We start from the raw sequence: 21,743 nt of genomic DNA on the forward strand, positions 1-21,743 counted from the left end.
AATTATCTATATTTTTATAAACCGTCTTGTAGCGCAAAGACCACTTTCACTCTGGCCTGAGTAGACATTTCGCCGGCTTGATAACCTTGAGATGACGCTTGATCTTGCCTAGCTCGCATCATGACCGGAGCGACTGTACCAGATGATTGCTCTAATATGGATACAACCCCTGCCAATTTCAAGCCTAATACTTTTGCCATATCAATAGCTCGCTGCCTGGCATTTTTAAGAGCGTGTTCTAAAGCCTGTTGATAATTTTCATCATTGCGGCTGTTTGTAAACGTAAATTGATTAATATGACTGACGCCCAAATTTAAAACCTTATCTATTGCAAGTTCGTAAAGAGCTAAGCTTTTCAACGTTACGTTAATTTGCCGGCTTAAAATAAAGCCTTTTTGTTTTCTAGTTTTACTGTCATATTCTATCCAAGGGTTAAACCTGACTTGCAAAGATTGAATGGCTTTTTTATCGACCCCAATTTTAAGTAGTGCTTGAACCACTGCACTGGTTTTGGTGTTAATTGTTTTATTAAGCTCGGCGGCAAACTCGCCCTTCTGTTCAATTGTCATACTAAAACTAAAGCGGTCAGGCACACTTTGTACATTTCCAATACCTGATACTTCAATCACTCTATCTTGCTGAATATCATCCTTAGAAGAACTTGCAACAGCATGAGTCATCATCATGGTGAATAAAACTAACAAACCAATACGCATAAAATAACCTTAAGTAAATTTTTGAGAATAAATTGCCATCATCATAAGTTTACTTCCATGAACTAAAAATGAATAGCCTATGAAAAACAATCAGATGGCACAAACACGGTACCTTTCATTAATACTCTCGCACTGCGGCTCATAGCTACTTTATTTACCGACCATATACCATTGTCACTTTGTGTTTTCGCCCCAACAGTTAATATTCCCGAAGGGTGACCGAAGGTGACAGATTCAATTGAACCTCCGCCTGCCGCCTCATTGACCAAAGTACCAGGAATAGCCGCTGCTGTGCCGATGGCCACAGCAGCGGTACCCATCATAGCATGATGTAACTTACCCATTGACAGGGCTCTAACCAAAACGTCAATGCTTTGACCGTCAACGGTTTTACCACTTGAGGTAAGATACCCAATGGGCTTGGCTACAAACGCAATTTTAGGGGTATGTTGACGACTTACAGCATCGTTAATATTTTGAATCAACCCCATTTTAAGCGCACCATAGGCGCGAATCGTTTCAAAGCGAGCAAGAGCATCTACATCATTATTGATGGCATCCTGAAGTTCGGTGCCCACATATCCCAGTGCTTGTGCGTCTAAGAATATAGTGGGAATACCCGCATTGATCATCGTAGCTTTGAAATCGCCAATATTGGGTACATGTAGGTCATCAACAACATTCCCCGTTGGAAACATGGCTTCCTCGCCATCAACTGGGGCGACAAACTCCACTTTGACTTCAGCCGCAGCAAAAGTGACCCCATCTAACTCAAAATCACCGGTTTCTTGCACTTGTCCATCGGTAATAGGCACATGAGCAATAATGGTTTTGTGAATATTGGCTTGCCAAATACGTACCACACAAACACCATTTTCAGGAATACGCTTGGCATCAATCAAGCCATTGCTAATAGCAAAAGAGCCAACGGCGGCAGTCAAATTACCGCAATTCCCGCTCCAATCCACTACAGGTTTATCTATTGATACTTGACCAAATAAATAATCCACATCGTGATCGGCCTGGGTACTTTTGGACAAAATAACGGTTTTGCTGGTGCTGGATGTGGCACCGCCCATACCATCAGTTTGCTTACCATAGGGATCCGGGCTACCAATAACCCTTAACAGTAAGTTATCTCGGGAAGATCCAGCGACTTGAGCCGAGGAAGGTAAATCATCTAGTTTAAAAAACACACCTTTACTAGTACCGCCGCGCATGTAGGTTGCGTTTATACCTATTTGTGGCTTAAAACTCATTTTTTAGTCCCCTACTAAACGGCAGTTGATTCAAGAAAATCCTGAGCAAAACGCTGCAACACCCCACCCGCTTCATATACGCGGACTTCTTCGGCTGTATCTAAGCGGCAGGTCATAGGCACTTGAACTTGTTCGCCGTTTTTACGGGTAATATTTAAGGTTAAGGTCGCACCAGCCGCATAGTCGCCCACAACGTCGTAGGTTTCTGTGCCGTCTATATCAAGAGTTTGGCGGGTGGTACCGGCTTTGAATTCTAATGGTAATACGCCCATACCCACTAAGTTAGTACGGTGAATACGCTCAAATCCTTCGGCGGCTATGACTTCTACCCCAGCTAAGCGCACTCCTTTGGCAGCCCAATCTCGTGATGAGCCTTGGCCGTAATCTGCCCCTGCCACTATTATCAAGGGTTGTTTACGCTGCATATAAGTTTCGATGGTTTCCCACATGCGCTGTACTGTGCCTTCTGGCTCGAGTCTAGCTAATGAACCTTGTTTGACTTTGCCATCTTCCATAACCATTTCGTTTAATAATTTTGGATTTGCAAAAGTCGCCCGTTGCGCAGTGAGGTGATCGCCTCTATGGGTAGCGTAAGAATTAAAGTCCACTTCAGGCACCCCCATCTTATCCAAGTATTCACCCGCGGCGCTACTGAGCATAATGGCATTGGAGGGAGATAAGTGATCTGTAGTGATGTTGTCACCTAACACCGCCAATGGTCGCATGCCTTGCATAGTGCGCTCACCAGCCAGGGCACCTTCCCAATATGGCGGCCGGCGTATATAGGTACTTTGTGGTCGCCAATCATATAGGGGACTTTCTGCAGGTTCAAAAGCACCTAAATCAAACATAGGTCCGTACACTTTTTTAAACTGTTCTGGCTTAACAAACTCATTCACTATGGCATCAATTTGCTCGTCACTGGGCCAGATATCTTTAAGAGTTATGGCGTTACCGTTTTTATCATGGCCAAGGGTATCTTGTTCAATATCAAAGCGGATAGTTCCCGCTATGGCATAAGCCACTACTAAGGGTGGTGAGGCTAAAAAAGCTTGTTTAGCATAAGGATGAATACGTCCATCAAAATTACGATTGCCCGACAACACGGCCGTACTGTATAAATCTCGGTCCACCACTTCTTTTTGAATAATGGGATCCAATGCGCCACTCATACCATTACAAGTGGTGCAGGCGTAGGCCACAATACCGAAACCGAGTTTTTCCATTTCAGGTAATAAACCCGATTCTTGTAAATAATATTTGGCTACTTTTGAGCCAGGGGCAAAAGACGACTTAACCCAAGGCTTTCTAACTAACCCTAGTTCATTGGCTTTCTTGGCGACTAAGCCCGCCGCCACTACGTTGCGAGGATTACTGGTATTGGTACAACTGGTAATAGCGGCAATAATTACAGCGCCATCTGGCATTTCGCCTTCTTTAGACTCAGTGCTACTAGCAATACCTTTTGCGGCGAGATCTGTGGTGGCAACGCGGCGATGGGGGTTAGAAGGTCCCGCCATATTGCGGCCAACTGAGGATAAATCAAACTCTAGAACCCGCTGGTACTCGGCATCTTTTAAGTCATCCGCCCACAAACCAGTGTGTTTGGCATAAGTTTCAACCAAGGCTACTTGCTCAGGCTCGCGGCCGGTAATTCTTAGATAATCGATGGTTTGCTGATCGATATAAAACATGCCCGCCGAAGCACCATATTCTGGGGTCATATTCGAAATAGTGGCCCGATCGCCAATAGTAAGGTCGGCCGCTCCTTCGCCAAAAAACTCAAGATAAGCCGATACCACTTTAGCATTACGTAGAAACTCAGTAATAGCCAAAACAATATCTGTTGCGGTAATCCCTGGTTGGCGTTTACCACTTAGTTTGACTCCAACAATATTAGGCAAGCGCATCATCGAAGGGCGACCAAGCATCACGGTTTCTGCCTCTAAGCCACCTACACCAATTGCAATCACCCCTAATGCATCCACATGAGGTGTATGGCTGTCGGTGCCCACACAAGTATCGGGAAAAGCCACGCCGTCTCTTAATTGAATAACAGGGGACATTTTTTCTAGGTTAATTTGGTGCATAATGCCGTTTCCGGCGGGGATCACGTCGACGTTTTTAAAGGCGGTTTTGGTCCACTCGATAAAATGAAACCTGTCTTCATTACGTCTATCTTCAATGGCACGGTTTTTATCAAATGCTTCTGGGTCGGCCCCATCATGTTCAACGGCCAAGGAGTGGTCAACTATCAACTGAGTGGGAACCACAGGATTAACTTTGGCTGGATCGCCGCCCTGCTCGGCTATGGCGTCTCGCAAGCCTGCTAAGTCAACCAAGGCGGTTTGTCCTAATATATCGTGGCACACTACCCGTGCTGGATACCATGGAAAGTCTAGCTCTTGCTTGCTAAAAACAATCTGTTTGAGACCATCAGTTAGGGTTGCTGGATCACATTTTCGTACCAGTTGTTCGGCCAAAACTCGAGATGTATAAGGCAGCTTGGCGTAAGCCCCAGGACTAATGGCTTCTATAGCACTTTTGGTGTCAAAAAAATCAATTGGGGCTCCACCTATAGTGTAACCAGGCAGTGGTTTGCGAAATTCGTAGTTCATGTGTAGATCCAGCAAGTAGAAAAGAAAAATCAGGCCGGCTGCTGCCGACCTGTAATAAAAATGCCTCTATCGTTGACTAATAGCCGGCACTTTTCTTGGCTCGGCACCAATATAATCGGCACTTGGGCGGATAATGCGGTTATTCGAACGTTGTTCCATTATATGAGCCGCCCAACCAGTAAGACGTGAGCACACAAATATAGGCGTAAATAACTTAGTTGGAATGCCCATAAAATAATAGGCCGAGGCGTGAAAGAAATCGGCATTGCAGAACAATTTCTTGCTATCCCACATAAACTCTTCACAAGCCACAGAAATATCATATAGCGCGCTATCTCCAAATTCTTGTGCAAGTTTAGCAGACCAAGCTTTGATGATGACATTGCGAGGATCTGATTCACTATATATGGCATGGCCAAAGCCCATGATCTTTTCTTTGCGCGCCAACATACCCGCCATTTTTTCTTTGGCATCACTTGGTGAACTAAACTTCTGTATCATATCCATAGCCGCTTCATTGGCTCCGCCATGCAGTGGTCCGCGCAACGAACCAATAGCGCCTGTCACACAAGAATACATATCAGACAGAGTAGAGGCGCACACACGGGCGGTAAATGTCGAGGCATTAAATTCATGTTCGGCATACAAAATAAGCGACACATCCATGACTTTACTGTGCAATTCAGAAGGGGTTTCACCTGTAAGGAGTTTTAAGAAATGCCCACCAAGAGAATCTTCATCCGTCATGCAATCTATTTCTACACCTTCGTGGCTAAATCTGTACCAAAAACACATGATGGCAGGAAACGCAGCTAATAATCGGTTTGATGCGGTATTTTGTTGGCTAAAATCAGTTTCTGGCTCAAGGTTACCCAAAAATGAACATCCGGTTCGCATTACATCCATTGGATGCGCGTCGGCAGGGATCATTTTTAGCACTTCTTTCAAGGCTTGTGGTAAGTCACGTTGACTTAGTAATTCGGCTTTATAGCTGTCTAATTGCTCTTGGTTGGGTAATTCGCCGTTAAAAAGTAAATAAGCCACTTCTTCAAATGTAGCGTTATCGGCTAGATCCGACACATCATACCCACAATAGGTTAGACCCGAACCAGATTTACCCACAGTACAAAGTTTAGTTTCGCCAGCGCTTTGTCCTCTAAGACCAGCACCTGTTAATTTTTTTGTCGCCATAATTGATTCCAACTTATTTTTTTGTCAGGCCATGGTTTACTTGAGCCATGGCTATAGGATTGTATTTACGCCTTGAGTGGCGATAATTATTTATTTTTGCCTTCAGAAAACAAGGTATCTAATTTCTGTTCGTAATCGTGATAACCCAAATAGTCATACAGTTCCATGCGAGTCTGCATGCTATCGACTACCGCTTTTTGATCACCATTTGTAAGGATAGACTGATACACATTTTCAGCGGCTTTATTCATGGCTCTAAAGGCACTTAATGGATATAGCACCATATCGGCTCCCCACTCCCCTAGCTGTTTTTTATTCCACAACTCAGTTTGGCCGAACTCTGTGATATTAGCCAAGATTGGCACATCTAAGGCTTCAGCAAAGGCACGATAATGCTCTTCGGTTTTCACCGCTTCGGCAAAAATTCCATCGGCGCCTGCTGCGACATAGGCTTTAGCCCGTTCGATAGCGGCGTCTAGTCCTTCTTGAGCAAAAGAATCAGTACGGGCCATAATGAAAAAGTCGGGATCGGTGCGGGCATCCACTGCGGCTTTTATTCTATCGACCATTTCTTGTGTCGACACAATCTCTTTATTAGGACGATGCCCACAGCGCTTTTGCGCCACTTGATCTTCCATATGCACTGCGGCAGCACCAGCTTTTTCCATATCACGAATGGTTTTTGCAATATTAAATGCCCCACCCCAACCTGTGTCAATATCAATCAACAAAGGCAAGTCACAGGCCGCAGTAATACGTTGTACATCTACCAGTACATCATTGAGTGAGGTCATGCCTAAGTCAGGTAAACCATAAGAGGCGTTGGCTACACCACCACCGGATAAATAAATGGCCTGGTGACCTATTTGTTTAGCCATCATGGCAGAATAGGCGTTAATGGTGCCCACAATTTGTAGCGGTTGATTGTCTTTTAGCGCTTGACGAAAGCGTTGTCCGGGACTGGTCATAGAGTATTCATCCGTTTTTCGACGTTTTTGCGTGATGCTGATATATGCCTGCGCATAAGTATTTCAGCTAGTTCACCATCTTGATCTTCGATGGCTTGAATAATGTGGTGGTGTTCCCCCAATGCTCTTTTGGCACGAGGGCTGGCCATACCGAATTGAAATCGGTACATGCGTAATAAATAGTATAATTCTTCACACAGCAAACGAATAAGTAGTTTATTGCCACTGCCCATTACAATACGAAAATGAAAGTCTAGATCACCTTCTTTTTGAATATAAGCTTGGCCTTGTTGCAGTGATTCGTTTTGATTGTGCTCTTCTAACAAGTGTTTTAGCTCGGCAATATCCAGCGCCGTCATATTCTGTGCAGCTAATCGACAAGCCATGCCTTCTAAGGATTCTCGGACTCTAAAAATATCAAGCAATTGCGCTATTGATAAGGTCACCACCCGATAACCTATATTGGCTTTTCGCTCTAATAAACCGCAACCTTCGAGGCGAGATAAGGCATCACGCAAAGTACTACGGCTAATTTCATAATACTTGGCTAGTTCTGGCTCACTTAACTTTGCGCCGGTTAGAATATCACCTTCCACAATGCGCTGGCGAAGGTCGCTAAATACCGCATCGGCACGGGTAACATTAGTAGATGTGGTTGCTGTGAGTTGCAAAGCTTAATTGTCGACAATAAGAAACGATATGACTATATTAAACCTTACAATAAAAATAACAAGGGGAACTGTCGACAATTCCCCTATTGTAAATAATCGAATTACGATAGAACCTTAGCTAGGCTAGATACACAATAATCAACATTCTTTTGACTTGAGGCACAGCCCATCAAGCCTATGCGCCAGACTTTGCCAGCTAGTTCACCTAAGCCAGCGCCAATCTCTAGTTCAAACTCAGTGAGCAAACGACTGCGTACTTGAGCATCATCAACCCCGTCAGGAATACTCACCATATTTAGCTGAGGTAGTCGATAAGCCTTATCTACTACAAATTCTAAGCCTAAATTTTCTAACCCAATTTTTAAACTTTGATGATGTTGTTGATGGCGAGCCCAAGATTTTTCAAGGCCTTCTTGCTGCAGAATGAGCAGTGATTGGTGTAACGCATAGATACTGTTTACAGGCGCAGTGTGGTGATAAGCGCGTTTTGCGCCTTTACCCCAATATCCCATCACTAAATCCATATCTAAAAACCAACTTTGCACCGGGTGTTGCCGTTGCTTAATGGCTGCAATGGCTTTGTCGCTAAAAGACACAGGAGATAAGCCAGGCACACAAGATAGACATTTTTGAGTCCCTGAATAAATGGCGTCAATCTGCCAATCATCCACTTTTAACTCGCTACCGCCTAAAGAGGTCACTGCATCGACTATGCTCAAACAATCAAATTCTTGGGCCAATTGGCACAGTGTTTTTGCATCGTTTAAGACCCCGGTTGAGGTTTCAGCATGGACAAAAGCTAAGGCTTTGGCATCGGGATTGGCTTGCAGCGCCTCTCTAACTTTTTGCACATCAGTTTGTTTACCCCAAGTATCCAGCACCATGATGGCTTGTCCACCACAGCGCTGCACGTTTTGCTGCATGCGGCCACCAAACACCCCGTTTTGACACACTATGACTTTGTCGCCTGGTTCAATTAAATTCACAAATACTGCTTCCATACCTGCCGAACCCGGTGCCGAAATAGGCATAGTTAAGGCATGACTGGTTTGAAAGGCATATTGTAATAGCTGCTTGACTTCATCCATTAGTGTTACAAACTTAGGATCGAGATGCCCAATTGTGGGCCGAGCTAAGGCTTCAAGTACTTGAGGATACACGTCTGAAGGACCAGGCCCCATTAGTACGCGAGAAGGTGGGACAAAAGAAGAAAATGATGACGACATGGGCGCTCCAAGTTTTAGCAAATAATGGGCTTAATTCTTACAGCAAAAGCCCATAGCTACAACACAAGATACTGAGGATAATTAAGATAAATACAAAAAAACCTATACATTCTGAATAATTCACAAAAAATTAAATTAACTCTACTCAGCTTTCTGATAGGTCACTCCTTAATGCTAAATGGTATAAACTACTGATTTATTGAAAGTTAAAATATTCTTTTAAAATAATCTATTATTTAGCCAAAGTTGTTCTAGTATTAGTAGTCCTGTTTTGTGGTTTTATTTATTGAGTAAATGTTAAAGTTAGCGCACGGCTCTATCATAGAGCCATTCCCCTAAGCCCGAGCTAGTGATAGTTTCGGGCCTTTTTTTGTCTGTGTACTTTTTGTTAATTGTGGGGCAGCTATCTATACCGCCTTTAGTTGAGTGGAAAACCGTTTTGCATTCTCCACATAATGAAGCGCAGATTGCTCGAGCATTTTTTGCTGATGCTCGGGAATAGTTTTAATTATTTTTGCGGGGGAGCCCACCACAAGTGAGCCATCTGGAATTTGCATATTTTCGGTGATTAAGCTGTTAGCGCCTATCAAGCAATATTTACCAATTTTCGCACCGTTTAACACCACGCTATTGATGCCTATTAGGCTATAATCGCCTATCTCACAGCCGTGTAACATCACTTTATGACCAACAGTCACGCCTTTGCCTAAGGTAAGAGGGATCCCATGATCAGTATGTAATATTGAGCCATCTTGTACATTGCTGTCAGCGCCTATGGTAATGACATCACAGTCACCACGCACCACAGCATTAAACCACACACTGCTGTTTTGATGCATCACCACTTTTCCGATGACATGGGCACCAGGTGCTACAAATGAACCTGGATCGCACTGCACATTATCCGCCCCTAAAGAATAAATCATTGCTCACCTCCTATTTTTCGCATTAAGCCCTCTTGCATGGTTGAAGCCACTAATTTGCCATCACGATTGAAAAACTGTCCTCTAACTAAACCTCTGGCACCTCCTGAAAACGGGCTTTCGGCGCAGTATAATAACCAATCATCGAATTCGAACGGATGATGAAACCACATTGAGTGGTCAATAGTGGCCATAATTAGATTTTTATCTTTATTCGCCACCCCGTGAGGATGTAATGCAGTAGATAAAAAATGGTAGTCAGAAGCGTAAGCCAGCATCACTTGGTTTAGGTTGATATTGCCGGATAATAGCTCTTGTGCCTTCATCCAAATATAACGCTTTGGCTCTTGGACAACGGCTTTAGTAGGATCCACATAATCGACTGTGCGCATATCAATAGGTTTGTGATAACCGTCGCTTTCACACATACGTTTAGGGGCACTTTTGCTAGCAAACACTTTGATGTCGGATTCAATCTCTTCTGGTGGTGGCACATCTGGCATCTCAGCAGATTGGTGGCTGAGGCCCTTTTCGGGTGTTTGAAAAGATGCTGTCATATAGAATATATTTTTGCCGTTTTGAATCGCTTTCACTCTGCGACTTGAAAAGCTACGGCCATCCCGCACATTTTCTACATCAAATACCACGGGTTTATTGGCGTCCCCTGGCAACAAAAAATAACTATGAAAAGAGTGGCAGATACGACCTTCTGGCAAGGTTAACTGGGCTGCCGCAAGCGCTTGACCCAATACTTGACCTCCAAATAACGCGCGGAACCCTAGATCCCAGCTTTGCCCACGAAACAAACCTTCTTCTAGTGTTTCTAAGGTTAACAACTCTACTAATTTGACGTCTGACATAATTTCTCTATCTATTTATGGCACTGAGGACATCTACCCTAGGTGCTTTGTTGTGGGTTCTTAGGGTAAAATTTATCAGGTAATTGCCCTTGATGGGTAAAAAATCGCGTATCTTTGAAGGGTAATTTCATAAAGCCCGAGATCCCAAGGCCTTCAATAGTGGGAATAAGATCGATGACATCCTTGAGTAAACTCTTAAATTCAAGCTCTAATCCATGGTTCAAAAGCTTATAATCGCTATGTATTTTAAGGTGGGTGGGTAATGCTTCAAAAATAATACAGCCGGTGTGATGAATACTGTTGAGTTGACTGATCACGCTCATTAACGGTTTAGGTAGGGTTAATAATTCGTCGGGATCGTCACCATCCTCAAAATAAGAATGCATACGGCTATCATGTTCTGTAAGAGACACAGCACTTAGCTCATAGGGTATTTGCATGGAGATTTCAGGAATAAACGGCTTAGCTTCATCAGTTCTCTCGATATGCAGAGTATCCCGCGCATTAAACATGCAACATTTAAACACCCCGACTCGATTGATTGCTCTGGCAAAATGCACCACGTTATTGACTGATGCTTCAAATGACTTTTTAAGCGCCGCATCATACAAATTCAAACTCGAGTCTATAAACACCCCTGTTTCTTCCCATCTTACCGCTAGACCGCCTACTACTGGGTATTTGCCTAAACGACTTATTGCTGCGACAAAGGCTTTTTCGGTATCTCCCATGCCTTGCATATAATTTTTATAGTAACGGTCGAATTGTGCATCATCGATATATTTAAGTTGTTGTTCAGTTTGGTCGGTTTCAATGCGTAAAAACGACTTTCGTGAGCTATACACCACAGAGTCTATTTCTTTACTGTGGGGGCTTACACTAGTGGGGATCAAGGCAATATGCGCTGGTTGTAGGCTGTTATTTAACACCACATTTTTAATATATTGCATGTTATTAATAAAGTAGTCACCGCCCTGCTGGCGTAATGCTGGGGAATCACTCATCATGGCAGATAAGGTTTTCGCTAGCTCTTGGGGTAAACCTAAAGCGTTGGGGGTAATCACCTTATGCCCAAAACGACTGGATTGGCCCGACGCTAAAGCATACAGAGTACTGGCCAAGCCCTGTTCATCGAAACGTACTGATGACAAACCACCGTTTAATTGGTCTTCGCCAATAAAATACACATCCCCTAATCTGGCATTGGTTTGCTGCATATCACCAGACATTAAATCCATAATATTACTGCCCACAAACTGGCCCTGGTGATCGATTTGCGCGAATACCGATGATCCCCAATCAATGAGTCCTACTTCTTCGTTTTCTTCGTCAAATACAATGTTTGAAGGTTTGATATCGCCATGGACTATAGGTTTACATTCATCGTCTTGCTTATGTGAGCGAAGGTTCAGCAGAATATCAGCTAACTGCACCGCAATTTTTATAATTAAACGTACTGATAAAGGCCCATATTTAAGGGAGATTTTTTCTAAGTCTTCGCCTTTGGCTCTGTCCATCACCAAAATAGATTGCTTTTTGATACGTTGATATTCAATTAAAGGAGGCACATAAGGGTGATCAACCAAGCTCAACATATAGGCTTCTTCTTCTAAGCGGTCTTGAATATGTTGAGGCAAATTTATTCGCGAAAATTTAAAAACTTGCTGATGATTCTGGGTTTTGTTGGGCCCTTGCTCAGTAGATGTTTTTGACACAGTACCAGCAAAAGCAAAGCCAAAGGCGCCCTTGCCTATTAGCTCTATGTCTTGATACCCCAATTTTTGCAGTTGCGCAGTACATAAACTAAACCAATCTTTAAGTTTTTTGGCATCTTTATGAGACAACAAATAGATAGACTGTTCGTCGGGTATATAAAAATGTTTAATATTGGCCGGTTGCAACATAATAATTAAACTAACTTATTCCTTGATTAACCAATCAACTGAGTAAGAAGCCTTCGCACTTTGCGCCATTATTGGGCTAAGCTCTTGTAAACTTTCAGTGACTCGTATATCAAACTGCCAAGGGGCGTTGATCACTAGCATCCCCGAGCCATACATGCCCTCTGCTTCATCAGCAGCGGTTACGCATAACTCTATATTAAGCATATTCTTGAATGCGCTCTGAGATAGGCTTTGTAACATGGCCTCACTTTTACCTTTTTTACTGGCGCTGCTATCAAAATCCTTATTGGGATCTTTTCTCGCACTAATAAGGGGATACCAGATGGCAAAAATAGCCGAACTCCACTTTTTGTAGGTGGCCGATACCGTATCAACCACTTGCTGGTACTCACTGGCCATTTCGTAGGAGGGATCAATCAAAACCATGCCACGTTGCATAGCAGGTGGCGTTAAAGCTAACAGCCCTTCGTATCCATCGCGGTGATGAATAGCGATATTTTTACCTCCTATATTGCTCTTGAGGTTTAAAATTTCTTGATTATGCCACTCCATTAACACCATTTTGTCTTGTGGCCTTAGCATAGACTTGGCAATTTCTGGGGAGCCAGGATATTGTTTAAACTTTTGATATTCAGCCACTAAGGCCAAATATTGGTTTAGTGCAGTGTTTTGCACAGCACGACCTGACAAACGGTTAATACCTTGCATAAATTCATTGGTTTTAAGGGATTCTGCCGAGTCGAGTTGATACAGCCCGGCGCCACTGTGGCTATCAAAATAGCAAAAGCCTTTATCTTTGCTTTTGAGTTTGTCAATCAGCAACATCTGACAAAGATGTTTTAAAACATCACCATGATTACCAGCGTGAAAGCTATGTCGATAACTTAACAAGAGTACATTCCTTTATAAAACGGATTGATATAAGCACTGATCTTAAAGCAAAAATAAACCCGCAGTAAGCGGGTTTTATAAAAACTATCGGGTTACGGCCAACATAGTAATGGGATTTTCCAAATAGGATTTCCATAAGTTGTTAAACCTTACCATAGTCGCCCCATCAATAATGCGATGATCGCCCGACCAACTCACATGCATAATATTAACGGCTTTAATTTGGTCATTTTCATCAAACCTTGGCAAACGCTGCATCTTACCTAATGCTACAATAGCGGACTCGGGGGCATTGATTACAGGTGTGGCAACGGTTCCCCCTAATACTCCAATATTAGAGATACTAATGGTCCCGCCTTTTAGGTCATTACTGCTTAATCTGCCTTGACGGGCTAAGTCTACTAACTCGTTGGACTTTTTGGCCACTTCAAATAACGAAAGGTTCTGCACCCCTTTAATATTAGGCACCACTAATCCAATTTTTGAATCTACGGCGACCCCAATATTGTGGTCATCGAAATAAGTGACTTCGCTGCAGTCATCGTTCACTTGGCTATTGATGATTGGAAATTGTTCCAAAGCCAAAGACATGGCTTTGATAAAGAATGGCATAAAGCTGAGTTTCACGCCGTCTTTTTCAAATGAGGCTTTAAGCTGCGCACGAGCGGCAATCAGGTTATCCATTTCAATTTCTTCACTGACACTAAAATGTGGCACAGTAAAAACTGAATGCATCATGTGTTTCGCCATGGCTGCCTGAATGCCGCGAATAGGTTCAACGCGCTTTCCACCTGCTTTAGGGGCCGTTGATCTAGTTGCAATCACTGCAGCGCTTTGATTGCTTGCACTGGTACTGTCCGTTAGATCTTCTTTTAGTACTCTGCCTTTTTCACCACTTCCGGCTACCTGAGATAGGTCTATGTCTAGCTCTCTTGCTAAACGTCTAACCGCAGGACTGGCGAGCGCTTTGCCTGAGGCGCTATTGTCAGAGGCCATTGTTGCCGGTTCAGGGGCCTTGGTTTCAGGTGCAGGTGTATCTTCTTGAGTGGCTACCGCCGCCGCTGGCGTTTCTCCTGCGATCTCCATGGCAAATAACGGAGAATGCACCTTGGCGATATCCCCTTCTGCGTAATACAGCTTAGACACTACACCACTATACTTAGCCGGAATTTCGACTAAGGCTTTATCGGTCATGACTTCTACAACAGGTTGATCTTCTTGAATGTTCTGGCCTTCGGTGACTAACCACTTAACCACTTCACATTCCACTATGCCTTCGCCAATATCAGGCAGAATAAAATCTTGCATACTTTTCTCCTAAAAATTGACTGTGCGTTTTATCGCTTCGAAGGTTTTTAAATGATCTGGCATATATTCTTTCTCATGGGCCAAGGGATACGGCGTATCTAATCCACATACTCGGCAAATAGGTGACTCTAAGTGCAGAAAACAATTCTGTTGAACAGTGGCAGTAATTTCGCCAGCAAAACCAGCGGTAAGCGGCGCTTCGTGATTGATCAACAAGCGCCCAGTTTTTTCAACTGAACGACAAACGGTTTCTACATCCCAAGGCAATATACTTTGTAAATCAATGATTTCACAGGATATTCCTTGCTCTTCTGCCATAGCTGCGGCTTTTTCAATGATTTCTACTTGGGCGCCCCAGGCCAATAAGGTGATATCAGTGCCTTCTTTCACCACATCAGCTTGACCTAGTGGTAATTGGTAATCTTCTTCTGGCACCTCGCCTACTGAAGAGCGATAAAGGCGTTTAGGCTCCATAAAGAGCACCGGATTATCATCACGAATGGATTCCAACAATAAACCTTTAGCCTGATAAGGATTGCGCGGGATCACCACTTTCAAACCGGGAACATGGGCAAAAAAGGCTTCTGGCGACTGAGAGTGATAATGCCCACCTGCAATGCCGCCGCCGTAAGGGGTGCGAATAGTCAGCGTTCCACTAGAGAACTGCCCGCCAGAACGATAACGAAATTTAGCCGTTTCGTTCACAATTTGATCAAAAGCAGGAAATATATAATCGGCGAATTGAATTTCAGCAACGGGTACAGAACCTTGTGAGGCAAGACCAGTAGCAAAACCAATAATGCCTTGCTCGGTTAAAGGCGTATTAAAACAACGGCCTTTGCCAAAGGTTTGCTGCAAGTTACTGGTGGCTCTAAACACCCCACCAAAATGCCCTACGTCTTCACCAAACACCATGACTTTCTCATCATCATTCATAGCTGTTATAAGCGCATTATTTACAGCCTGTAGCATATTCATTTTAGCCATGTTACAGCCTCCCTGATGTTTTTGGATAGGCATCTGGGTACTTGCCAATATGTGTCTTTAATTCTTCTAGTTGCGCTTTCAAGTGCCAAGGCGGCGTATCGTAAACGTCTTGTATAATCTCATCTACAGGGCAAATAGGTACTTGTTCTGCTACTTTTAAGGCTTGTAGAATATCTTGTCTGCTTTGCTCTTTAAAGCTCTGATTCTGTTTCTCATCAAACCAGCCTTTAGACTGCATCCAAGTCTTAAAGCGCATTACTGGATCTTTTAATTGCCAACCTTGTTCTTCGTCTTTTGAACGGTAGCTTGTTGGGTCGTCTGAAGTAGAATGAGCGGCTAATCTATAAGTCATGGCTTCTATTAACACCGGGCACTGTTGTGCCACGGCAATCTCACGAGCTTTTTGCGTGGCGGTGTATACGGCTAATACATCGTTACCATCTACGCGAATAGTTCTAATACCATAACCTAAACCTCTTGAAGCAATACCATCACCTTTAAACTGTTCTTCAGATGGTGTGGAGATTGCGTAGCCGTTATTACGGCAGAAGAAAATAGCAGGGCAATTTAGTACTGCCGCCATATTAAGGCCTGCGTGAAAGTCGCCTTCAGATGCGGCACCTTCACCAAAGTAACAGATAGTAATTGCGTCTAGTCCCGCCATTTTCTGACCATAAGCATAACCACTTGCTTGAGGAATTTGAGTGCCTAAAGGTGAAGATATAGTCATAAAATTCAAGGCTTTAGAGCCATAATGAATAGGCATTTGGCGACCTTTGTTCAACTCGTCTTGATTGCTGAACATTTGATCCATAAATTCTTTGGTGCTAAATCCTCGATATGCTAATGCGCCTTGTTCGCGATATTGAGACATGATCATATCTTGTGGCTCAAGTGCAGCAGCACTGGCAACGGTCGAGGCTTCTTCTCCGGTACAGGCAAGATAAAAGCTGATCCTGCCTTGGCGCTGGGCAGCAACCATTCTTTCATCTAAAAGCCTGATATATTCCATAGTTTGCAGGATTTTATGGGCTTTTTCTTGGGTCATTTCAGACAATATTGCATCGGGATGCAAGGTACCATCTGGTTGCAGTACTTGTAGCATGGGAATATCAATCAGGCCGTTTTCAATAATACTTACCTGATGAACCAATCCAATATTAGCTAAATGATTTCTATCTTTCATTTACCAACCTATGACTGTCACAAACACAACAATAGTGCTTGTTTATTAATTGTAATGATGTTGTTAATAGTAGATGCATATTAAAAATTGGGTCTTGCCAATTCAGATTGGTAGCAAACAATAAAAGAATAGAAGCACTATTTTGATAAAAAAAAGATGATATATATCCTATTACAGAAAAGCTGATGGGCTTTTATACATTATTTTGTAGTTTGCTCTTTTTACGGTAAATTAAGTTGCGTAATTATCCCTATTAATAAGAGGAATCTATGTCCAAAACATACCCGTTAAGCGCCATAATGTTAGCCCTATCTGTTGGTCTAACAGCATGTAACCAAAACACTCCCTCTGTTGAGCCTACTGCGTCAACTCCAGTGGTCACAGCCGATGATGCCAAACAATTTGTGGATACAGCACAACAAAAACTAGGCAAGCTGAGTTTACCCTCTGCGCAGGCGGCATGGGTATACCAAACTCATATCAATCAAGATACCGCAGCTCTGTCAGCCTATTTCTCTGAAAAGTACGGCAGTTTATCTTCCTTGTTAGCCAAACAAGCGGCAGATTTTAATAAGGTAGAAGTTGATGCAGATACTCGCCGTAAATTAGATTTAATGCGTAACAGCCTAGTCTTGCCAGCTCCTGCGGCCCCTGAAAAATCTGCTCGCTTGTCCCAAATTACTTCAGATTTAGAAGGCATGTATGGCAGTGGTAAATATTGCCGCAGCGATAATGACTGCATGAGCTTAACTGATATGAGTAACATTATGTCAACCAGTCGAGATGAGGCATTACTACTTGAAATGTGGCAAGGCTGGCGCACAGTATCCCCTCCCATGAAGGCTTTGTATGAAGAAGAAGTTACCTTAGCCAATGAAGGCGCTAGAGAATTAGGCTTTGCCGACATCAGCGAGTTGTGGCGTGGTGGCTATGATATGCCTGCCGCCGAGTTTGCCACTGAGCTAGACAGATTATGGGGGCAAGTCAAGCCTTTCTATGATGCGCTACACTGCCATGTACGCGCCGAATTAGGTAATGAATATGGCATCGACAAAGTGCCACAAGACAAACCTATACCTGCCCATTTACTTGGCAACATGTGGGCCCAAACTTGGGGAAATGTCTATGACTTAGTCAAACCAAAACAAGAGTTAGATGTCATTGATGTAACTGAGGCTTTAGCAGAGCATAATTATGATGAAGTGAAGATGGTAAAACAGGCTGAATCGTTCTTTTCTTCATTAGGATTTGCCCCGTTACCTGAAACATTCTGGGAACGCTCACAGTTTAGTAAACCTAATGATCGTGAGGTAGTTTGTCACGCTTCCGCTTGGGATATTGATGAAAAAGACGATTTACGCATAAAAATGTGTATTCAAAAAACCGGCGAAGAATTTGCGGTAATTCATCATGAATTAGGGCATAACTACTATCAGCGCGCTTACAAAGATCAACCTCTTTTATATAGAGGGTCAGCTAACGATGGCTTCCACGAAGCAATTGGTGATACCGTAGCCCTTTCAATCACTCCCAAATATCTCAAGGAAATTGGGTTAGTAGACAGTATCCCGGATGCTTCGAATGATATTGGAATGTTATTAAAATTAGCATTGGATAAAATCGCTTTTGTACCCTTTGGTTTAATGGTTGATCAATGGCGCTGGAAAGTGTTTTCAGGCGAAGTCAAACCTGCCGATTATAATAAAGCATGGTGGGAATTAAGAGAAAAATACCAAGGAGTAATGGCCCCAATCGAGCGCGATGCCGACGCTTTTGACCCTGGTGCCAAGTACCATGTACCAGGAAATACACCTTATACCCGTTATTTCATAGCCCATATTTTGCAATTTCAATTTCACAAAACCTTATGTGAGATATCTGGCAATACCGATCCTATTCACCGCTGCTCAATTTACGGCAGCGAAAAAGCCGGTGAAGCCTTAAATAACATGTTAGAAATGGGTAAGAGTAAAACGTGGCAAGAAGCGTTAACCACGCTAACCGGAAAAGGTGAAATGGATGCCAGCGCCATACTGGACTATTTTGCACCGTTAAAAGTATGGTTAGATGAACAAAACCAAGGCAGAAGCTGCGGTTTTTAACCTAAAATAGGAATAAAAAAAAGCCTTGCCGATTAAGGCAAGGCTTGTAACTTTAATGTCACTTAGAAGTTGTACGTTGCTTTAAGGTAGTAGAAACCACCATTGTAATCAAACGGACCACTTTCGTAGTAAACCCCACCCACTGCAGCATATGCATCAGGTTTAAGTTTTTCTGCTTTTTGATCAAGCAGATTATTAGCACCAGCAGTGATGGTAATACTATCGGTCACAAAGTAATTTACTTCTAAATCAATTGTAACTGCATCACTTGCCAAACCTGACCATCCAAAACTGGTATCATCGGCATGGGTTGCATAATAACTACCAAAATAATTCGCTCGAATGAACATGCTTGCAGCATCCCAATTTTGCGAAACAGTAAAGGTAGAACGGTAATTAGGCATACCTTTTTCTAAACGTTTTACTTTACCCGCATCAGTTGTCTCTGGGTTATGCTTATCAACTGTGGTTTCATTCCAGTTAAAGGCCAAGGCAAAATCAGTATCACCACTATCAAATAATTCCATGGAATAATTAGCAACTATATCCACACCTTCAGTGGTGGTATCAAAATCGTTAGCAAAGTAGGTCACCGCAGATGTTAATTCTGGATTTTGCACCCCAAGAGCTTCAAGCTCAGCATAGTCTTCTGGGAGTACATCAATTTGACTTGACTGTGTAATGCGGTCTTCTACTTCAATGTTGTAATAATCAATAGTGAAAAAGAAGTCGCCGTTTTCATATACGCCACCTAATGCAAAGCTAGTAGAATTTTCTGGCGTGAGCTCTTTACCACCATAAAAGGCTGCTAATGGATCGGTAGGAGGTGCGGTGAAACTTTGAATAAGATCGCCGTTCACAATAGAAGTAGCGGTATTAACTACATTCGCCTGACCTACTGTAGGGGCGCGGAAACCAGTACTGGTTGAGCCTCGTAAAGAAATTTCATCGTTAACCGCGTATTGCGCAGTTAATTTATAGTTAGTGGTATCACCAAATGAAGAGAAATCTTCATAGCGTATTGCACCGCCCAACAATAAGTCTTCGGTAACATAGGCTTCAACATCAATATACAATGCAATATTGCTTCTGCTGTTTTTACCTTCTGCTTCAGGCCCAAAACCTTTAAACCCGTGAGAGCCAATATTAAAGCCTTGATCAGCATAAGGGCCTGCTAACCAAGAATTCTCTTCACCTGCAATAATTTCAAAAGACTCATCACGCCACTCAAAACCACCCGCCACATTGATAGGCTCATACAAGCCAGCATCAACACCTTTTACTAGGTCTAAGTTAAAGGTCTTTTCAGTTTGAATATAAGAGCCGGTATCAAATTCCGTAGGTGTACTTAAACCTAGAGATGGATTAAGTGTATTGGTAAGATTGTAAGACGCATCACTTTTACCGATAGAGCCACTTACATCATACATCACATCTTCTAAGAACCCGTCTTTAAACTCGCCTTTAGAACCAATAGTGAAGGACGTATCGTTAATGGTGCCACCAAATGCAGGTGTATAGCCTCCAGGCATTATTTGGTTCATAGAGAAACAGTTTGGATCAGCCACCATAGCTTGATAAGCATCGGTTACAAGCACATTGGGTACATTTGCTGGAACCACTCCACAAGTACGGTCTGCGCCTTGAGACTGAGCTACATCGCCCACTAATAATGTTTCGCCGCCATCTATTGAATACACATTGCCACGATTATGGGGGTTACGATAATAAAATCCACCTATGGCATCACGTTCAGAATAGTTACCAAACATATAGACTTCTTTATCGTCGCCTAAATCAAAGCCAGCATTAGCAAAAATAGTAATATCATCTTTGATTTCTGGGTTACCCCAAATCTGTGCGGGGTCACCCACTGCAGTGTTTCCAGCAGCAATTAAAGCGGCGGCATCGGGACGTTGTGCACTACGGCTAGTGGCATCGGCGTTTTTCAATTGAAAGCTTAGATTAACAAAGCCGTCATCTGTGACCGGCAAACCAATATTGCCGTCAATGATAGTGGCGTCACCGTCACCTTCGAAATACTCACCTTGTTTAATGGATAACGAACCACCATCAGAATCGTCTTTTAAAACAAAGTTCATAACACCGGCGATAGCGTCAGAGCCGTATTGAGCTGCCGCACCATCTCTTAATACTTCAACTTGCTTTAAAGCAGAGCTTGGAATAACCGAAATATCTGGGCCTTGGGCACCGTCATTGATACCACCACCTTGGAAAGCAATAACCGCTGCTTTATGTCGCCTTTTTCCATTCAATAAAATCAAGGTACTGTCTGATGACAAGCCACGTAGATTAATAGGTCTAACTAAGGTAGCCGCATCAGAAATAGGTTGTGAACGTGAGTTAAACGAAGGCACGGCGCTGATTAACATGTCTAGCATATCAACCGAACCTGATTTAGATAGCTCATCACCACCGATAATATCAATTGGTACAGGCGAATCGGCGACCGACCGCGGCGCGGCGCGTGAGCCAACTACGGCAATTTTTTCGTATTCATCATCTGCGCTTGCATCTGCTTCTTGAGCAAAAACAGGCGAAACGGATACCACACTGGCTGCCGCTGAGGCAGCAATAATATAGCGGATATTTTTCGCAATTTTAGTGATTGAGGTTTTCATTGTTATTTCCCAGCTTAATATTTAATTTTTGTGATGCATTATGGTTAAAGTAAATAACATCCTACTTCCCCATAAAGTGCTATATGTGTCCTAATTCACGCCACCAATTTGAAGACGTAGAGTATTTATATACTCGCAAGGACTTAAAAACAAACAAATTATTAACAATTGGGCGACTTTATTAACATTTAAAAAGCTAATTTAATACGTATTCAGCTTTAATATCCGCAACTGAACTAAGTTGATTTTGAATAACAAGAGGAAGAGGAAGAAGAAGAGGAAGAAAAAAAC

At 43.0% G+C, this 21,743-nt stretch carries 16 protein-coding genes; 1 reads left to right on the forward strand and 15 read right to left on the reverse strand.

All coding sequences use genetic code 11. From position 1 onward, the window contains the following. Window positions 1–14: 14 nt before the first annotated feature. The 14 genes from Q0688_RS06640 to Q0688_RS06705 all read right to left on the reverse strand — a co-directional run bounded on the left by Q0688_RS06640 (window position 15) and on the right by Q0688_RS06705 (window position 16,708). Window positions 15–716: an SIMPL domain-containing protein gene (locus Q0688_RS06640; protein WP_299074393.1), complete on the reverse strand. Its 702-nt coding sequence runs from the start codon at window positions 714–716 to the stop codon at window positions 15–17. A gap of 77 nt (window positions 717–793) precedes the next feature. After that, window positions 794–1,975, reverse strand: a complete 1,182-nt coding sequence (gene prpF / locus Q0688_RS06645; RefSeq protein WP_299074395.1) for a 2-methylaconitate cis-trans isomerase PrpF — start codon at window positions 1,973–1,975, stop codon at window positions 794–796. A gap of 14 nt (window positions 1,976–1,989) precedes the next feature. Beyond that, entirely contained in the window at window positions 1,990–4,593 is a 2,604-nt protein-coding gene (acnD, locus tag Q0688_RS06650; RefSeq protein WP_299074397.1) for a Fe/S-dependent 2-methylisocitrate dehydratase AcnD, read from the reverse strand. Between the two features lie 66 nt (window positions 4,594–4,659). Continuing rightward, complete coding sequence (gene prpC / locus Q0688_RS06655; RefSeq protein WP_299074399.1) at window positions 4,660–5,784, reverse strand: 2-methylcitrate synthase; 1,125 nt, start codon at window positions 5,782–5,784, stop codon at window positions 4,660–4,662. A gap of 86 nt (window positions 5,785–5,870) precedes the next feature. Then, window positions 5,871–6,752 carry a methylisocitrate lyase gene (gene prpB / locus Q0688_RS06660; RefSeq protein ID WP_299074400.1) on the reverse strand — a complete coding sequence of 294 codons (882 nt, stop codon included), beginning with the start codon at window positions 6,750–6,752 and terminating at the stop codon, window positions 5,871–5,873. After that, on the reverse strand, window positions 6,749–7,423 hold the full coding sequence (locus tag Q0688_RS06665) for a GntR family transcriptional regulator (RefSeq protein WP_299074402.1): 675 nt from the start codon (window positions 7,421–7,423) through the stop codon (window positions 6,749–6,751). Before Q0688_RS06665 ends, prpB begins: the two co-directional genes overlap by 4 nt. A 101-nt stretch (window positions 7,424–7,524) precedes the next feature. Further along, complete coding sequence (locus Q0688_RS06670; protein WP_299074404.1) at window positions 7,525–8,649, reverse strand: alanine--glyoxylate aminotransferase family protein; 1,125 nt, start codon at window positions 8,647–8,649, stop codon at window positions 7,525–7,527. Between the two features lie 407 nt (window positions 8,650–9,056). Then, complete coding sequence (locus Q0688_RS06675) at window positions 9,057–9,575, reverse strand: gamma carbonic anhydrase family protein (RefSeq protein ID WP_299074407.1); 519 nt, start codon at window positions 9,573–9,575, stop codon at window positions 9,057–9,059. Further along, the gene (locus Q0688_RS06680; protein WP_299074409.1) at window positions 9,572–10,432 is read right to left on the reverse strand and encodes an acyl-CoA thioesterase domain-containing protein; all 861 of its coding nucleotides are present in this window, start codon (window positions 10,430–10,432) and stop codon (window positions 9,572–9,574) included. The genes Q0688_RS06675 and Q0688_RS06680 overlap by 4 nt, the downstream gene beginning before the upstream one ends. A gap of 38 nt (window positions 10,433–10,470) precedes the next feature. Further along, window positions 10,471–12,336, reverse strand: a complete 1,866-nt coding sequence (locus Q0688_RS06685) for a protein kinase (protein WP_299074411.1) — start codon at window positions 12,334–12,336, stop codon at window positions 10,471–10,473. Between the two features lie 15 nt (window positions 12,337–12,351). Then, on the reverse strand, window positions 12,352–13,227 hold the full coding sequence (locus Q0688_RS06690) for a 23S rRNA (adenine(2030)-N(6))-methyltransferase RlmJ (RefSeq protein ID WP_299074413.1): 876 nt from the start codon (window positions 13,225–13,227) through the stop codon (window positions 12,352–12,354). 84 nt (window positions 13,228–13,311) lie between these two features. Then, window positions 13,312–14,535, reverse strand: coding sequence for a 2-oxo acid dehydrogenase subunit E2 (locus Q0688_RS06695; RefSeq protein ID WP_299074415.1), 1,224 nt, complete (start codon window positions 14,533–14,535; stop codon window positions 13,312–13,314). Window positions 14,536–14,544: 9 nt separating this feature from the next. Further along, a complete protein-coding gene (locus tag Q0688_RS06700; protein WP_299074417.1) occupies window positions 14,545–15,522 on the reverse strand; it encodes a transketolase C-terminal domain-containing protein in 978 nt (325 codons plus the stop codon). A 1-nt stretch (window position 15,523) separates the two neighbouring features. Next, the gene (locus Q0688_RS06705) at window positions 15,524–16,708 is read right to left on the reverse strand and encodes a thiamine pyrophosphate-dependent dehydrogenase E1 component subunit alpha (RefSeq protein ID WP_299074419.1); all 1,185 of its coding nucleotides are present in this window, start codon (window positions 16,706–16,708) and stop codon (window positions 15,524–15,526) included. Window positions 16,709–16,977: 269 nt separating this feature from the next. Here Q0688_RS06705 and Q0688_RS06710 point away from each other — a divergent pair, with 269 nt between their 5' ends. Continuing rightward, a complete protein-coding gene (locus Q0688_RS06710) occupies window positions 16,978–18,810 on the forward strand; it encodes a M2 family metallopeptidase (protein ID WP_299074421.1) in 1,833 nt (610 codons plus the stop codon). Between the two features lie 62 nt (window positions 18,811–18,872). Here the strand turns inward: Q0688_RS06710 and Q0688_RS06715 are convergent, their stop codons facing one another. Further along, a complete protein-coding gene (locus Q0688_RS06715; RefSeq protein WP_299074423.1) occupies window positions 18,873–21,452 on the reverse strand; it encodes a TonB-dependent siderophore receptor in 2,580 nt (859 codons plus the stop codon). Between the last annotated feature and the right edge of the window lie 291 nt (window positions 21,453–21,743).

The sequence above is a fragment of the uncultured Paraglaciecola sp. genome, from assembly GCF_937123705.1.
GTDB lineage: Bacteria > Pseudomonadota > Gammaproteobacteria > Enterobacterales > Alteromonadaceae > Paraglaciecola.

Coding starts and splice junctions, on each gene's coding strand:
- Q0688_RS06640 (WP_299074393.1), bottom strand. CDS start 716: ATGCGTATTGGTTTGTTAGTTTTATTCACCATGATGATGACTCATGCT.
- prpF (WP_299074395.1), bottom strand. CDS start 1,975: ATGAGTTTTAAGCCACAAATAGGTATAAACGCAACCTACATGCGCGGC.
- acnD (WP_299074397.1), bottom strand. CDS start 4,593: ATGAACTACGAATTTCGCAAACCACTGCCTGGTTACACTATAGGTGGA.
- prpC (WP_299074399.1), bottom strand. CDS start 5,784: ATGGCGACAAAAAAATTAACAGGTGCTGGTCTTAGAGGACAAAGCGCT.
- prpB (WP_299074400.1), bottom strand. CDS start 6,752: ATGACCAGTCCCGGACAACGCTTTCGTCAAGCGCTAAAAGACAATCAA.
- Q0688_RS06670 (WP_299074404.1), bottom strand. CDS start 8,649: ATGTCGTCATCATTTTCTTCTTTTGTCCCACCTTCTCGCGTACTAATG.
- Q0688_RS06675 (WP_299074407.1), bottom strand. CDS start 9,575: ATGATTTATTCTTTAGGGGCGGATAATGTGCAGTGCGATCCAGGTTCA.
- Q0688_RS06680 (WP_299074409.1), bottom strand. CDS start 10,432: ATGTCAGACGTCAAATTAGTAGAGTTGTTAACCTTAGAAACACTAGAA.
- Q0688_RS06685 (WP_299074411.1), bottom strand. CDS start 12,336: ATGTTGCAACCGGCCAATATTAAACATTTTTATATACCCGACGAACAG.
- Q0688_RS06695 (WP_299074415.1), bottom strand. CDS start 14,535: ATGCAAGATTTTATTCTGCCTGATATTGGCGAAGGCATAGTGGAATGT.
- Q0688_RS06700 (WP_299074417.1), bottom strand. CDS start 15,522: ATGGCTAAAATGAATATGCTACAGGCTGTAAATAATGCGCTTATAACA.
- Q0688_RS06705 (WP_299074419.1), bottom strand. CDS start 16,708: ATGAAAGATAGAAATCATTTAGCTAATATTGGATTGGTTCATCAGGTA.
- Q0688_RS06710 (WP_299074421.1), top strand. CDS start 16,978: ATGTCCAAAACATACCCGTTAAGCGCCATAATGTTAGCCCTATCTGTT.
- Q0688_RS06715 (WP_299074423.1), bottom strand. CDS start 21,452: ATGAAAACCTCAATCACTAAAATTGCGAAAAATATCCGCTATATTATT.